This window comes from Nosocomiicoccus ampullae, assembly GCF_019357495.1.
Lineage (GTDB): Bacteria > Bacillota > Bacilli > Staphylococcales > Salinicoccaceae > Nosocomiicoccus > Nosocomiicoccus ampullae.
In genome coordinates this window covers 144,007-157,714 of the sequence record NZ_CP079110.1, presented here as the reverse complement: position 1 = coordinate 157,714, position 13,708 = coordinate 144,007, and the positions used below count along the sequence as shown (strand labels likewise).

11 protein-coding genes, 1 pseudogene and 1 riboswitch are annotated in these 13,708 nt (G+C 35.3%); of the genes and pseudogenes, 5 read left to right on the top strand and 7 right to left on the bottom strand.

Going from position 1 to position 13,708, the window contains the following annotated elements; all coding sequences use genetic code 11:
- Window positions 1-32: 32 nt before the first annotated feature.
- The gene (locus KPF49_RS00815; protein WP_183673095.1) at window positions 33-1,487 is read right to left on the bottom strand and encodes an aldehyde dehydrogenase family protein; all 1,455 of its coding nucleotides are present in this window, start codon (window positions 1,485-1,487) and stop codon (window positions 33-35) included.
- A 119-nt stretch (window positions 1,488-1,606) separates the two neighbouring features.
- On the opposite strand from KPF49_RS00815, the gene KPF49_RS00810 reads away from it, so the two are divergent.
- From KPF49_RS00810 to KPF49_RS00795, 4 genes are all read left to right on the top strand, one after another.
- Entirely contained in the window at window positions 1,607-3,001 is a 1,395-nt protein-coding gene (locus KPF49_RS00810; RefSeq protein WP_183673093.1) for an L-cystine transporter, read from the top strand.
- A gap of 115 nt (window positions 3,002-3,116) precedes the next feature.
- Window positions 3,117-6,095 carry a formate dehydrogenase subunit alpha gene (gene fdhF / locus KPF49_RS00805; RefSeq protein WP_183673091.1) on the top strand — a complete coding sequence of 993 codons (2,979 nt, stop codon included), beginning with the start codon at window positions 3,117-3,119 and terminating at the stop codon, window positions 6,093-6,095.
- The gene (locus KPF49_RS00800) at window positions 6,076-6,726 is read left to right on the top strand and encodes a DUF1641 domain-containing protein (protein ID WP_183673089.1); all 651 of its coding nucleotides are present in this window, start codon (window positions 6,076-6,078) and stop codon (window positions 6,724-6,726) included. Before fdhF ends, KPF49_RS00800 begins: the two co-directional genes overlap by 20 nt.
- Window positions 6,727-6,800: 74 nt before the next feature.
- The gene (locus tag KPF49_RS00795) at window positions 6,801-6,986 is read left to right on the top strand and encodes a CsbD family protein (RefSeq protein ID WP_183673087.1); all 186 of its coding nucleotides are present in this window, start codon (window positions 6,801-6,803) and stop codon (window positions 6,984-6,986) included.
- 51 nt (window positions 6,987-7,037) lie between these two features.
- On the opposite strand, the gene thiD is transcribed toward KPF49_RS00795, so the two are convergent.
- The 6 genes and pseudogenes from thiD to KPF49_RS08035 all read right to left on the bottom strand — a co-directional run.
- Window positions 7,038-7,856: a bifunctional hydroxymethylpyrimidine kinase/phosphomethylpyrimidine kinase gene (gene thiD, locus KPF49_RS00790; protein ID WP_183673085.1), complete on the bottom strand. Its 819-nt coding sequence runs from the start codon at window positions 7,854-7,856 to the stop codon at window positions 7,038-7,040.
- Entirely contained in the window at window positions 7,857-8,489 is a 633-nt protein-coding gene (gene thiE, locus KPF49_RS00785) for a thiamine phosphate synthase (protein WP_183673082.1), read from the bottom strand.
- Window positions 8,486-9,292 carry a hydroxyethylthiazole kinase gene (thiM, locus tag KPF49_RS00780; RefSeq protein ID WP_183673080.1) on the bottom strand — a complete coding sequence of 269 codons (807 nt, stop codon included), beginning with the start codon at window positions 9,290-9,292 and terminating at the stop codon, window positions 8,486-8,488. Before thiM ends, thiE begins: the two co-directional genes overlap by 4 nt.
- 42 nt (window positions 9,293-9,334) lie before the next feature.
- A riboswitch (TPP riboswitch) is annotated at window positions 9,335-9,429 on the bottom strand.
- A gap of 308 nt (window positions 9,430-9,737) precedes the next feature.
- A complete protein-coding gene (locus KPF49_RS00775; protein ID WP_183673078.1) occupies window positions 9,738-11,168 on the bottom strand; it encodes an FAD/NAD(P)-binding protein in 1,431 nt (476 codons plus the stop codon).
- Window positions 11,169-11,254: 86 nt separating this feature from the next.
- The gene (locus KPF49_RS00770; protein ID WP_183673076.1) at window positions 11,255-11,977 is read right to left on the bottom strand and encodes a 3-ketoacyl-ACP reductase; all 723 of its coding nucleotides are present in this window, start codon (window positions 11,975-11,977) and stop codon (window positions 11,255-11,257) included.
- Between the two features lie 11 nt (window positions 11,978-11,988).
- Window positions 11,989-12,141, bottom strand: a pseudogene (locus tag KPF49_RS08035) (NCS2 family permease); the annotation flags it as partial.
- A 98-nt stretch (window positions 12,142-12,239) separates the two neighbouring features.
- Between KPF49_RS08035 and KPF49_RS00765 the strand changes: the two are divergent.
- Window positions 12,240-13,691 (top strand): phospholipase D-like domain-containing protein, encoded by a 1,452-nt coding sequence (locus KPF49_RS00765; protein ID WP_183673071.1) that lies wholly within the window; start codon window positions 12,240-12,242, stop codon window positions 13,689-13,691.
- The last annotated feature ends 17 nt before the right edge of the window (window positions 13,692-13,708 follow it).

Sequence of the window (13,708 nt, the reverse complement as noted above, 5' to 3'; positions counted from 1 at the left end):
AATCTGCCTCTTAGTAAGAGGCAGATTTCTTATTAACTAAACGGATATGGTAACGGACCGCGCTGCGTACTCATCCATTTTATATCTGTAAAGTCTTCAAGTACATACGGATTTCCATAGCGACCCATTCCACTATTTTTCACGCCACCAAACGGTATATTCGGAAAATCTAGTACTGGCTGTTCGTTTACATGTACCATTCCAGACTCAATTTGTTCTGCATATTTTTGACCAGTTTCAACATCTCCAGTGAATACCGCTGCCGTTAAACCATAGTCTGTATCATTTGCAAGTTTAATTGCTTCATCATTTGAATTTGCTTTAATGACTAATCCTATTGGACTAAATAATTCAGTTTGCGCAATTTCACTATCATTTTTAATATCTTTAAAGATAAACGGTGTCACGAAGTTACCAGTCACTTCACCCTCTAACACCATTTCTCCAGATTCTTTTGCCATTTCAATAAATTTCTTTGTTTTCTCTAATTGATCCTTATTTATAATTGGTCCAATAATACCTAATTTATTGTCTTCGTTTGTTAGTTTTAAATGCTCTGCGGCAACTTTAAATTTCTCTATAAATTCATCGTATACTGCTTCATGCACAATAATTCGGTTTACACTCATACAAATTTGCCCAGAATGCATATATTTCCCAGGAATTAACGCACGTACAGCATGATCTAAATTCGCATCATCCATTACGATAAATGGACTATTACCACCAAGCTCTAATGCCATCGATATAAATCGATCATTCGTCACTTCTCGAATATGTTTACCAACTGCAGTAGAACCTGTGAAGCTAATTGCGTTAATATTATCGTTAATAAAGAATTCATCGCCAACAATACTAGATTTTGTTAAAATCATTTGAAACACATCCGATGGTACGCCTGCTTCTCTTAATAAGACGGCTGGAATCGAACCACTGACAATTCCTGTTTGAACATCTGGTTTATGAACGACTGCATTACCTAACGCAAGCGCTGGTGCAATCGTACGCATTGACAAGTGTAACGGGAAGTTAAACGGTGCGACAGACGACATGATTCCTTTAGGTGAACGGTAGATTAAGTTTTTCTTTCCTGGTATTAAAGATTTACGATTATCTACATGCCCCACTTGATCGACTAGCTTTAAAGCTTCTTTAATGATATTCATCGTCGCTACATATTCTGCATTTGCTTTTACAAACGTACTACCACTTTCTTTAATCAGTACATCTACAATATTTTTTCTATGCTGAATAAATAGCTTAATTAAATTCTTAAGTACTTTTTTACGCTTTTTCGGATTATCTTTCCATTCACTGTTACTTGCAACGTCAAATGCATATTTCGTTTGTTCTAAACTCGCGAGTGGAATTTCAGCAAGTACTGAATCATCAAATGGATTTAATGACTCAAATGTTTTACCACTATCCCCTTCTACAAACTGTCCATCTATATAACTTTTATTTAATGATAGAAATATATTACTCATTTAATCAACTCCATTAAAAATAGATACCCTTTTTCTAAACTTTTTAAAACATATCTATTTACTATGAATTGTTTTCTGTATATAATGACATATGACTATTACAAAAAAGGGAGATTTACATGGATGTAACTTTTGTTATATTGAATTTAATTGTCTTTTTACTGCTCCTTGGTGCAGTTTTTTTCATGCAAAAAAAACATATCAAGTTTTCTTATAGAGTACTCATCGCTCTAGTTATTGGACTTGCTTTTGGAGGTATCCTCCAATTAATATACGGTTCAGAATCATCAGTACTGTCAACGACATCTAACTGGATCAACATGGTTGGTGGAGGATTTATACGATTACTACGTATGATTGTAATTCCATTAATCTTCATTTCTATTTTAAGTGCGTTTGCTAAGTTAGAAGCAAAAGAGAAATTTTTAAAGTCTGCAGTTAAAACGATTGGTATTTTACTCGGTACCGTTGCAATTGCGGCAGTCATCGGTATTTCAACTGCTTTACTATTTAACTTAGATGCTTCAAGTATTAACTTAGGTCAAGCTGAGGAATCACGTGCATTAGATATTGAAACTACAGCTTCTGAAATTGAAGATTTAACGTTACCTGAACAAATTACTGAATTGCTTCCAGCAAATCCATTTTTAGACTTTACAGGGGAACGTCCAACTTCAACAATCGCAGTTGTTATATTCGCTGCATTTCTAGGTTATGCACTATTAAAATTCAAAAAACATAATGAAGAAAGAGCAAGTAGATTATCTGAAGGTATTTTAATCGTTAATGATTGGGTCATGGAACTCGTTAAAATTATTTTAAGATTAACACCATATGGTATTTTAGCGATTATGACAAACACTGTCGCAACGAGTGACTTTAGAGCTTTAATAGATTTAGGTCTGTTCGTCGTTGCATCGTATGTAGCATTAATTATAATGTTTATTATTCATTTAATTATTCTTATGTTTACAGGATTAAACCCAATCACATATGTTAAAAAATCATCTGAAGCATTATTATTTGCATTCTCGTCACGTTCAAGTGCTGGATCATTACCATTAAATATCCAAACTCAAACGACAAGACTTGGTGTGCCTTCAAGTATTGCAAACTTCTCTGCAAGCTTTGGATTATCTATTGGTCAAAACGGATGTGCGGGTATTTATCCTTCAATGCTAGCAATTATGGTCGCACCTGTTGCTGGAGTTGAAGTAGATTTAACATTTATTTTAACTTTAGTTGTAGTTATTGTAATTACTAGTTTAGGAATTGCAGGTGTTGGTGGTGGTGCAACATTTGCAGCTATCATCGTACTAAGTACAATGAACCTTCCTGTCGCTTTAGCAGCTGTACTAATTTCTGTTGAACCACTTATTGATATGGGACGTACTGCTCTAAACGTTAGTGACTCAATGGTTGCGGGTACAGTGACAGCAAAAACAAACGGCACTCTTGATAAATCTGTATATAATAGCACAGATTATGATGAACTTACAACTTCAAATATATAATTTTAAAAACTTCTCATATTTTATGAGAAGTTTTTTTGTTTAGACTTTTATAAATAAGGTATACTAAAATTACAGAATATTTATATTAATTATAATTTTATTAGGAGGGGTCAAATTGGATCAGGTAAAAGATACAGTTAAAATAACTCTAAACAACCGACCAGTTGAAGTTCCTAGTAATGCATCAGTACTCGATTATTTAAGGTTTAAAGGAATCGAAGTACCTAGTCTTTGCTATCACGAATCACTAGGACCAATCGAAACATGTGATACTTGTATTGTTGAAGTGAATGGAGAACTTGTGCGTTCATGTTCTACAAAACTTAATGATGGTGACGTCGTTAAAACAGGTGGAAGTGAGGTTGTTGAAGCACAACTCATCGCTTTAGATAGAGTTCTTGGTAACCACGAGCTATATTGTACAGTTTGTGATTTTAATAATGGCAACTGTGAAATACATAATACTGTTCAAGAAATGAAAATCGATGCACAAGATAGTTTACATAGAGAAAAAGGAGAAGTAAATCGTGGTAAATTTTACCGCTATGATCCGAACCAATGTATTCTTTGTGGACGTTGTGTTGAAGCATGTCAAAACGTACAAGTCAATGAAACATTACTCATCGATTGGACGTTAGATCGCCCGCGTGTAATTTGGGATGGCGACAGTGATATTAATATAGACGAATCTTCTTGTGTAAACTGTGGTCACTGTTCTACTGTATGTCCATGTAACGCAATGATGGAAGTGAATATGGAAGGCGAAGCTGGTTTCCTAACAGGAATGCTTCAAGAATCATTCCGTCCTGCAGTTGAAGTTACAAAAGCTGTTGAAACAGGTTACGGTCCATTAATGGCAATCTCTGATACTGAATCTATTTTACGTGAAGATCGTATTAAAAAAACAAAGACAGTATGTACATATTGTGGGGTTGGTTGCTCATTTGACGTATGGACAAAAGGACGCGACATTCTTAAAATCGAACCTCAAAAAGATGCACCTGCAAATGGAATCTCCACTTGTGTAAAAGGTAAATTCGGTTGGGACTTTGTAAATAGTGAAGAACGTCTCACTAAACCTTTAATTCGTAAAGGTGATGAATTTGTAGAATCTACATGGGAAGAAGCATACGACTTAATTACTTCTAAATTTAAAGAAAAAGTAGAAGAAAAAGGCCCAGATGCTCTAGGATTTATTTCATCTTCTAAATGTACAAATGAAGATGCATTCTTAATGCAAAAATTTGCACGTAGCGTGATTGGTACAAATAACGTAGATAACTGTTCTAGATACTGTCAATCTCCAGCAACGATGGGATTATGGAGAACAGTTGGTTACGGCGGAGACTCTGGTGGAATTGAAGATATCGAAAAAGCAGATCTTAAGATTTGTATCGGTACAAACACAGCAGAAGCACACCCTGTTATCGCAACACGTATTAAATCTTCACAAAAATTAGATGGTAAAAAAGTCATCGTTTCTGACATACGTAAACATGAACTCGCAGAGCGTGCGGACTTATTCATTCGTCCAAATCCAGGTAGTGACATCGTGTGGCTAAATGCTGTAACGAAATACATTATCGATAATGACAAACACGATAAAGCATTCATTGATGAGTTCGTTTTAAACTTTGACAAACTTAAAGAATCTCTAGAAAAATTCACATTAGATTACGCTGAAGAACATACTGGACTTTCAAAAGAAACAATTATTGAAATTGCTGAATCAATTATCGAAGCTGACACAACTGCAGTTATGTGGGCAATGGGTATTACACAGCACAGCGGCGGTTCTGACGCTTCAACAGCAATTTCTAACTTATTACTTGCTACAGGTAACTACAGAAAACCTGGTGCAGGTTCTTACCCACTACGTGGTCACAACAACGTACAAGGTGCAAGTGACATGGGTAGTATGCCAGATAGATTCACTGGTTACCAAAAAGTGACTGACGAAGCAGTTAGAGAAAAATTCAGTAAATACTGGAACAAAGACCTTTCAGGTACTCCAGGATTAAATAACCACGGAATGGTTGATGCGATTCACGACGGTGAATTAGATATGCTTTACATTAAAGGTGAAGATATGGGGCTCGTTGATGCGAACGTTAACTATGTACGCGCAGCGTTTGAAAAACTAGACTTTTTCGTCGTCCAAGATATTTTCTTCTCTAAAACAGCAGAATACGCAGACGTTATATTACCAGCAAGCCCGTCACTCGAAAAAGACGGTACATTCGTAAATACAGAACGTCGTATCCAGCGTCTATATAAAGTATTCGAACCACTTGAAGGTACGAAACCTGACTGGGAAATCATTCAAGAACTTGCAAATCATATGGGAGAAAACTGGAATTACAATCACCCTTCAGAAATTATGGATGAGATCGCAAAACTTACACCGATCTTTAGTGGTGTAAGCTACGACTTACTTGAAGGCTATAACAGTTTACAATGGCCAGTATTTGAAGATGGTACAGATTCACCACTTCTATTCACTGAAAGATTTAACTTTGATGACGGTATGGCGAGATTCTTCCCAGTGGACTGGACAAAACCATTAGATTTTGAAGAAGAGTATGATATTCACGTAAACAACGGTCGTCTACTCGAGCACTTCCACGAAGGTAATATGACTTATCAATCAGAAGGACTAACTCATGAAACACCTGAAGTATTCTTAGAAGTTTCACATGAACTTGCTGAAGAGAGAGATTTAAAAGACGGAACGCTCGTTAGACTACAGTCTCCTTACGGTAAAGTTGAACTAAAAACAATCGTGACAGACAGAGTATTTGGTAAAGAAGTATACTTACCGATGAACGACCAAGGTGACGGTGCAATTAACTTACTTACAAGTTCTTATGCCGATAAAGACACAGATACTCCAGCATACAAAGAAATTAGTGCGAAAATGACTGTGCTCGGCCATGAAGATTCACCACTACCTAAACACAACTTTAGATATGGTAACCGTCAACCACAAATGGGTGTTAACGTTGAAGCAAAATGGGCACGTGATGATTACACATTCCCTGGTGATCTTGTCAAAGAAAGAAAGGTGAAGCAGAATGGCGAAAGCAACAACTAAAATTAAGTATATGGAAGTTGATAAAGAAAAAGCGCACGCTGAAAGCCTTAAAGAACTTGAAACACTTTTAATAGAAAATAAAGATTTAATCGAAAAAACAATAGAAGTTCTTCGTTTACTTGATGATCATGAGGTGCTTAATTTAACACGTGCAGGTCTAAATAAAAGCGACAAAGCACTCACACGTGTTCTAAATGCGTTAATTGATAACGACATTACTTCATCGATTCAAAATGTTCTTTTAATGACTGAGATAATCGGAAAGCTTGATATTGAAAATGTTGAAAAAACAGTTCTTAAAGTCAATCAAGGGGTTATTGATGCAGGTCTATATGAAGAGAAAAGTAAAAAAGATGGTTGGTTAGGCCTATTCAAAGTATTAAATGACCCTCACTTCATTGAAGGATCTAACACTCTATTATCATTTGTAAAAGCATTTGGCTATACAACAGATGAATTAAAAGAAAAACAAAATATTAAAAGAAAAGTAAATACTTTTTCTCCTAAACCTTCAACGAGTAAACACAGTGAAAGTACTAATAATCAACTCAGTAGTAATAAAAAATTGATTGCTGCAACAACGATTGGTTTAAGTACACTGGTAACTGCTGCTTATGTTTTTAAAAAATAATTTTAAATTTATGTTTTAAAAATTATTTGTCGGGTAAATATTAACTACATTCAGAAATGAAAGGTATGATATTTATGGCTAAAGGCGAAGGCAAATTAGATCAAATTAAAGGTAACGTTAAAGAAGCAGCAGGTAAAGCTGTTGACGACAAAAAAGCTGAACACGAAGGTAAAGCAGATCAATTAGCAGGTAAAGCTAAAGATGCTGTAGATAGCGCATCTAAAAAAACTAAAGATCAAATCGACAATTTAAGTGAGTAATTCACATTTAAAATAGTTAAAAGAGCTGATGATTCATCATCAGCTCTTTTTCTATTCTATAATTTTTATATCATCTTCTAATTCTGCCCAGTGATTTAATGGACCATGACCATGACCGACTTGAATTCCATGTTGTACAGCACTTTGTATAAATTTCTTTGCAGTAATAATTGACTCTCTAAGTGTTTCTCCTTTTGCAAGTTCTGAAGTAATACATGCCGCAAAAGTATCTCCTGTGCCGTGTGTACGATTCGTATCAATTCTTTTTCCTCTTAGCCAGAATGATTCATTTTCTAATAACACGTAATCATCTGAGTAATTACTATCCCTATGACCGCCTTTAATCACCACGTTAGTTGCTCCGATTTTCTTTAAATAATTCGCTGCTTTTACCATATCTTCTTTTGATTCTATTTCTAAACCAGTAAGCACTTCAGCTTCTGGTATATTTGGTGTAATGAGAGTTGAGAGCGGTAATAATTCATTTTTTATAGAGTCAATCGCATCATCTTCTAATAATTTATGACCGCCTTTTGCAATCATCACTGGATCTAGTATATATGGGCCAAAATCAACTTTTTTCAAGTTTTTTACAACACACTTCACATGTGCCTCACTCGCGAGCATCCCAGTTTTACATGCACCGATTTTAAAATCGTCCGCGAGTGAATCGAACTGTGCATCAATAAATTCTGTTGGTATAAAATAAGCATCTTGTACACCTTTAGTATTTTGTGCAGTGAGTGCAACAATGATACTCATTCCAAATACACTTCGTGCTTGAAATGTTTTTAAATCTGCTTGAATACCTGCGCCTCCACCAGAGTCTGAACCCGCAATTGTGACAGTTTGTGGTGTTGAGTTAATCATTTATCTATCCTCCAAAATCGTATCAATTTTATTTTTCAAAGCGTTAACTTTCTCAGATACATTTTCTGCTAACATAATTTCAGACACAATTGCTGCACCCTTCACACCAGTACCTTTTAAAATATCTAAATTATGCTCTTTTAGACCACCAATACCGACAGCTGGAACATCTGTATGTTGAATAACTTCCATTAACTCTTCTTTTGAAAGTACATTCGTTTCTTTTGTGTCAGTATTAAAGAAAGCACCCACACCGAAATAATCTGCGCCCCCATCGCGTGCCTCTTCAGCACGTTTTTTTGTTTTAACTGACACTCCTATGATTTTATCTGGACCTAAAATTTTACGATTTACATCAACAGGTAATTCATTGTCACCGATATGAACACCTGCAGCATCTACTGCGAGACAAATATCCGCTCGGTCATTAATAATTAGCGGCACGTTATATTTGTCCGTCACTTCTTTTACTTTTACAGCAAGTTCGTAAAAATCATGCGTCGATAATTCTTTTTCACGGAGTTGCACAATCGTGACACCATTTTGACACGCCATGTCGATAATCGATAAAAACTCCTCATCGCTGTAATCATAATGTCCCGTCACTAAATATAAACTTAGATCAAATGTCATACGTATTCTCCTTTTACTTCTTTTGTCCAATCTGTATCTTTTAACAGTGATAATTCATTTAATAAATGAAATCTAAAATCATTTAGTCCGTGACTTTTATCCTCAGCAATTTCACCACAAATGTTAAAGTAACTTACTGCGTTAATACACGCATTAAGTGGATCCATTCCGTCTCCAATTAATGCTCCAGCAAGCGCACCGACTACATCACCTGTTCCAGTAAAATTACCATTATTTTCTACACCGTTATATAATTTTACTGCCTGATTTTTACTAACGATAACATCTACTGGTCCTGTTACCATAAACACAGTGTTCTTATACGTTTCAACTTGTTTTTTTAATGCGTCAATTAATTCATCTAAACTTGTATTCGTTGTATCCTCGTCACCAACGTCTACACCGCGCCCATGACTTTTTAATTTACAAAATGCTCGAATCTCAGACATGTTTCCTTTAATAATTGAAGGATGATTGTCTATAATTTCTTCACCAACATTATTTCTAAATTCTCCAATACCGTAACCAACCAAATCTACAATAAATGGCTTACCATATTTTTTTGCAAGTTTACTTGCACTTTGAAGATTATCATTCTCACCTTGCAGTATACGTCCTAAGTTTAAAAGAACTGCATCTACTACTTTAATGACGTCATCTTGCTCATCTGTATGTGCTGCCATAATTGGCTTTGCCCCAACATAAAGTAAACTATTTGCCATCGTTTCGATCGTGACATTATTTGTTAAGCAGTCGACTAATGGACTATCTTGAAGCGGAAAACCTTGCTTAAATTCCAACAAAAAAGCACTCCTTAATTATTTACATAATTTCGGAGTGCTCAAAGAATCCCTAAACAATTATTACCTACGCCAGCATTACCTGAACAGGTTCAATGGGTATAATCTCAGCCACAAATGTAGCACCCCGAATCGTCTATTATATTTTCTTTAGTATAACATACAGTTTGCCATTAATTAGGAATTTTTGTGGGGGGTCGCGTGTTTATCGCAAGCGATAGTTATCTTTTACACTATCTCTTAAGATAAATTTCCTGCTATCGCAAGTAATAGTCACCTTTTACACTATCTCTTTGGATAAACTACCCGCTATCACAAGTGATAGGCACTTATTACACTATCTCTTGAGATAAACTAACCACTATCGCAAATGATAGGCACTTATTACACTATCTCTTAAGATAAACTAACCACTATCGCAAATGATAGGCACCTATTACACTATCTCTTAGGATAAAGTTCCTTCTTCCCCATCATCTCCATGAAAGATTTCTTCAATCGACTGCGGTATTTTCTTTAATATTAAGTTCACACCAGAGTTATTGATGTGCGTCGTAGATACTAAGTTTCCATACAGTTTCATTCTTTCTAACACACCTGCTTCAGATATTACCGAAAACTCTGGATAAGTGATCTTAATACCGCCGAGCTCATCGACTTCGAGTACACCTTTTTCGAGCAGTGTTTTCACTAGAGGTGACGCGTTATTTTCATCAGCTAAATTTTTACCGCTTAAGTTCGGACCAACCGCACTCACCATGACATATGCTGAATAATCACCATCTTCTGAATGGATAACAAACTCATCATTGTAGCAAATATCTTCGACGCCTGATACGTACGTTAATTGACCCGCTTCAATCAGTTCTACGATTTTTTCAGCTGTCATTTTTGGAAATGGACCTGTCAATTGTCCGTGGACACCTTTAATATGTTTCATGTAATATTTTTTATCTTCTAACGATAAATCATTCCACACTTCTCGAAGTACTTCTGATAACTCTTCTGCGGTTTCTTCTAATACACCTAAAGTGTCTAAATGATTCAGTTGATATTTAAGCGTCTCAAGGACGGGCATCTCATTTAACTTTTTTATAAATTTAAAATCAATACCTTGTCTCTTAGTTTCTTCTTTAAAGATCTCAACAATATCGTGAATTGTGATGTCTTTTTTATTTTTTAGCGCGTTTACATCAATACTAACTTCCGCCTCATTTCCGCGGATAAATGGCACTGTACCACTTCTTGAAGTAACGATAATATCATTTTTATAGTTATGTTTGTATAAGTACATAATAATATCGAGAGATGTTAGATTTGTTCCGATTATACCGACAGATTTTGAATTTAATAATAATTCACTGTGATCTTCTATTGGGAATGGTGTTGCGATATATTTTTTAATATCTTTTAGATTATAAATATCTGTTTGAGGAAGTTGTCCGATGCATAAATGAACAACATCTACTTCATAATCATTATCCGTTTTAATAACGTACTTATCCTTTTTTACATCAATATCATTAACGATAGACGGTACAAATTTAACCCGTTCATCTTTTATGTATTCTAAAAATACATCTTTTGAATATTTACCGAATTCTGGACGAGTAATGAATTCATGATTTAATAGTTCTGGTTCTGTTTCTTTTAAGTATTTTACGTATTCTTTTTTGTCATCCCATGGTTCAAGCGTCATTTTTTTAAGTCGCTGGTTTAATAACAATGCGTCATCATCGGGACCAAAAGGATAACCGATTCCCGCAGAGTTGCGATCATCGAATATGTAAATCTCCATATCATCAATATTAATATGATCAATATAATAGCGAAGTGTTCCTATACCAGCCATACCTGCGCCAACAATTGCAATTTTCATATAGAGCCTCTTTTCTAGTAAGTTTTAATTTCTTTTACCCGTTTTTTACTATAAAAAATCCTGCCCAATCGGACAGGATTTTAATATTATGACGGGTTGTTTGACCAAATGCCCGCTTCTTTTAATACAACTCTTCGGTTGAGTTTCAATGCATCAATCATTAATTCAGCGAAATCTTCTGGCTGAAGAACAGAGTCTTTATCTCCATCAGTAATTTTTAAGTCATTGATTGACATATCTGTTGCAACTGTACTTGGTGTGAATGTCATCACACGGATGTTATGCTTTCTAACTTCCATCATTAGAGATTCACTTAAACCAATAACACCTGCTTTACTTGCTGAATATGCACTCGTTACTGGACCACCTTTTTGACCAGCTGTTGAAGAGATGTTAATAATATCTCCAGTTTCTCTTTCGATCATTTGACCAAGTACTGCACGTGTTGTGTAGTACACACCTTTTAAGTTTACATCGACAATATTTGTCCACTCTTCTGGATCTAATTCTAAGAAGTTACCGAATTTAGAAATACCAGCGTTATTGATTAAAATATCAATGTTACCCAGTTCTTCTTGAATATCGTTAACTGCTTTTGTAATACTATCTAAATCAGAAACGTCACCTGTCGCAATTGCTACATTTATATCATACTCTTTTAACTCATCTTGTACTTTTTCTAAGTTTTCAACTGAACGTGCAACAAGTCCAACATTTACACCGTTTTTCGCAAGTTCTAATGCTACCGCACGACCAATGCCGCGGCCACCACCTGTAATTAGTGCAACTTTATTGTTTAACTCTTCCATAGTACCTCTCCTTATAAGAATCCGATTTGGATGATAAATAATACCGCAAACACATATATTAACGGATGAACTTCATTTTTTCTACCCGCAAAGATTTTTAACAGTGGATACGTAATAAATCCGAGTGCAATTCCCGTTCTGATACTTGAAGTAAATGGTACTGTTTGCAATTATTTCGATAGAAATCTGTTTCTCCTTTCCAATAGTAAATACACTTGTTTTCTGTATAATAATAATCAAATAGATATCGTGAGGTGTTCATATGGCTAAAAAGAGTTATCGTAAGCGTCGAACTGTTCAGTTAAGTATCGGTATCGTTCTGATTCTAATTATTATCCCTATTTTCGTTGGAGTCTATTCGCTATTCAAACCGCTCCCTGAAGGTATTTCTGTTCAGTCTGATTTTAGAAAAACAGATGATTTAGACATACTCTATGACGTGACTTATGAAGATAAAAACAAAGCAGTCCATCATGACCAGGAAATCGTTGATACGATGTACGAAGTGATTGATAATGCTGAGGAGTTTATCGTTTTAGATATGTTTTTATTTAATAATGACTATAATCACGACACATTGGAGTTTCCAACGTTGTCTGATAATTTTGCAGATCGCTTAGTACAAAAGAAAGAAGAGTCTGACATTCCAATTACCGTCATCACGGATCCCATCAACTCTTTTTATGGTACATATGACACGAAAGTATACAAAAAATTACGTGACGCTGGAATTGATGTGATTGAAACGAATCTGTCTCAATTAAGAGATTCTAACTATTTATACAGTGGCTATTACAGGACGTATCTTACTTGGATAAAACCAGGCGGTTTAAAAATTTTACCAAACGCACTTCGTCCGATGGATGACAAAGTGGGTATCGGGAGTTATTTAAGACTCTTAAACTTCAAAGCCAATCACCGCAAGACAATCATGAGTGAAAAGGAAGGCGTTATCACTTCACTAAATCCGCATGATGGTTCTAGCTTACACTCAAATATTGCAGTGAGGTTTGCCGGTGATACTTTAAATGATCTATTAAAAAGTGAAATTGCTGTTCTAGATTTCTCAGGCTATGATACATCTAAAATTAAAAAGTATGAAATTGAAACTGATAATAATACAGGTGAGTATGAAATTTCTCTCGTCACTGAAAGTAAGATTAGAGGAGCGCTAATTGATACCGTGAATACATCTGAAGCGGGCGATTCTCTTAAAATCGGTGTGTTTTATCTTTCAGATCGCGGATTTATAAAAGCACTGAAGAAGGCGTTAGATCGCGATGTGAAGGTGCAACTGATTTTAGATATTAACCAAGATGCTTTTGGTAATGAGAAGAACGGTATTCCAAACAAACCGGTAGCGAGCGAGTTAATGAACTACAAAAACCCTCCAGAAATTCGTTGGTATAAGTCGCATGGCGAGCAGTATCATGCAAAATTTATGCTTCATAACAATGGTGAGGAATCCACATTAATTTTAGGCTCACCTAACTTTACAAGACGTAACTTGAAAGACTTAAACCTAGAGACAGACCTTATTGTGAAGTCAAATTCGAACAGCGAAGAAATGATTGCTATGAACGAATACTACAATAGACTTTGGAACAACGAAGATGATATTTACACGCTCGATTATGAAGAAGAATCAGAAGATAGTGTTATGAAAACAATCCTATACAGAATTCAAGAAGGGCTAGGTCTCTCCACATTTTAGGAATAGTTATCTTACAT

Coding starts and splice junctions, on each gene's coding strand:
- KPF49_RS00815 (WP_183673095.1), bottom strand. CDS start 1,487: ATGAGTAATATATTTCTATCATTAAATAAAAGTTATATAGATGGACAG.
- KPF49_RS00810 (WP_183673093.1), top strand. CDS start 1,607: ATGGATGTAACTTTTGTTATATTGAATTTAATTGTCTTTTTACTGCTC.
- KPF49_RS00800 (WP_183673089.1), top strand. CDS start 6,076: ATGGCGAAAGCAACAACTAAAATTAAGTATATGGAAGTTGATAAAGAA.
- KPF49_RS00795 (WP_183673087.1), top strand. CDS start 6,801: ATGGCTAAAGGCGAAGGCAAATTAGATCAAATTAAAGGTAACGTTAAA.
- thiD (WP_183673085.1), bottom strand. CDS start 7,856: ATGATTAACTCAACACCACAAACTGTCACAATTGCGGGTTCAGACTCT.
- thiE (WP_183673082.1), bottom strand. CDS start 8,489: ATGACATTTGATCTAAGTTTATATTTAGTGACGGGACATTATGATTAC.
- KPF49_RS00775 (WP_183673078.1), bottom strand. CDS start 11,168: ATGAAAATTGCAATTGTTGGCGCAGGTATGGCTGGTATAGGAACACTT.
- KPF49_RS00770 (WP_183673076.1), bottom strand. CDS start 11,977: ATGGAAGAGTTAAACAATAAAGTTGCACTAATTACAGGTGGTGGCCGC.
- KPF49_RS00765 (WP_183673071.1), top strand. CDS start 12,240: ATGGCTAAAAAGAGTTATCGTAAGCGTCGAACTGTTCAGTTAAGTATC.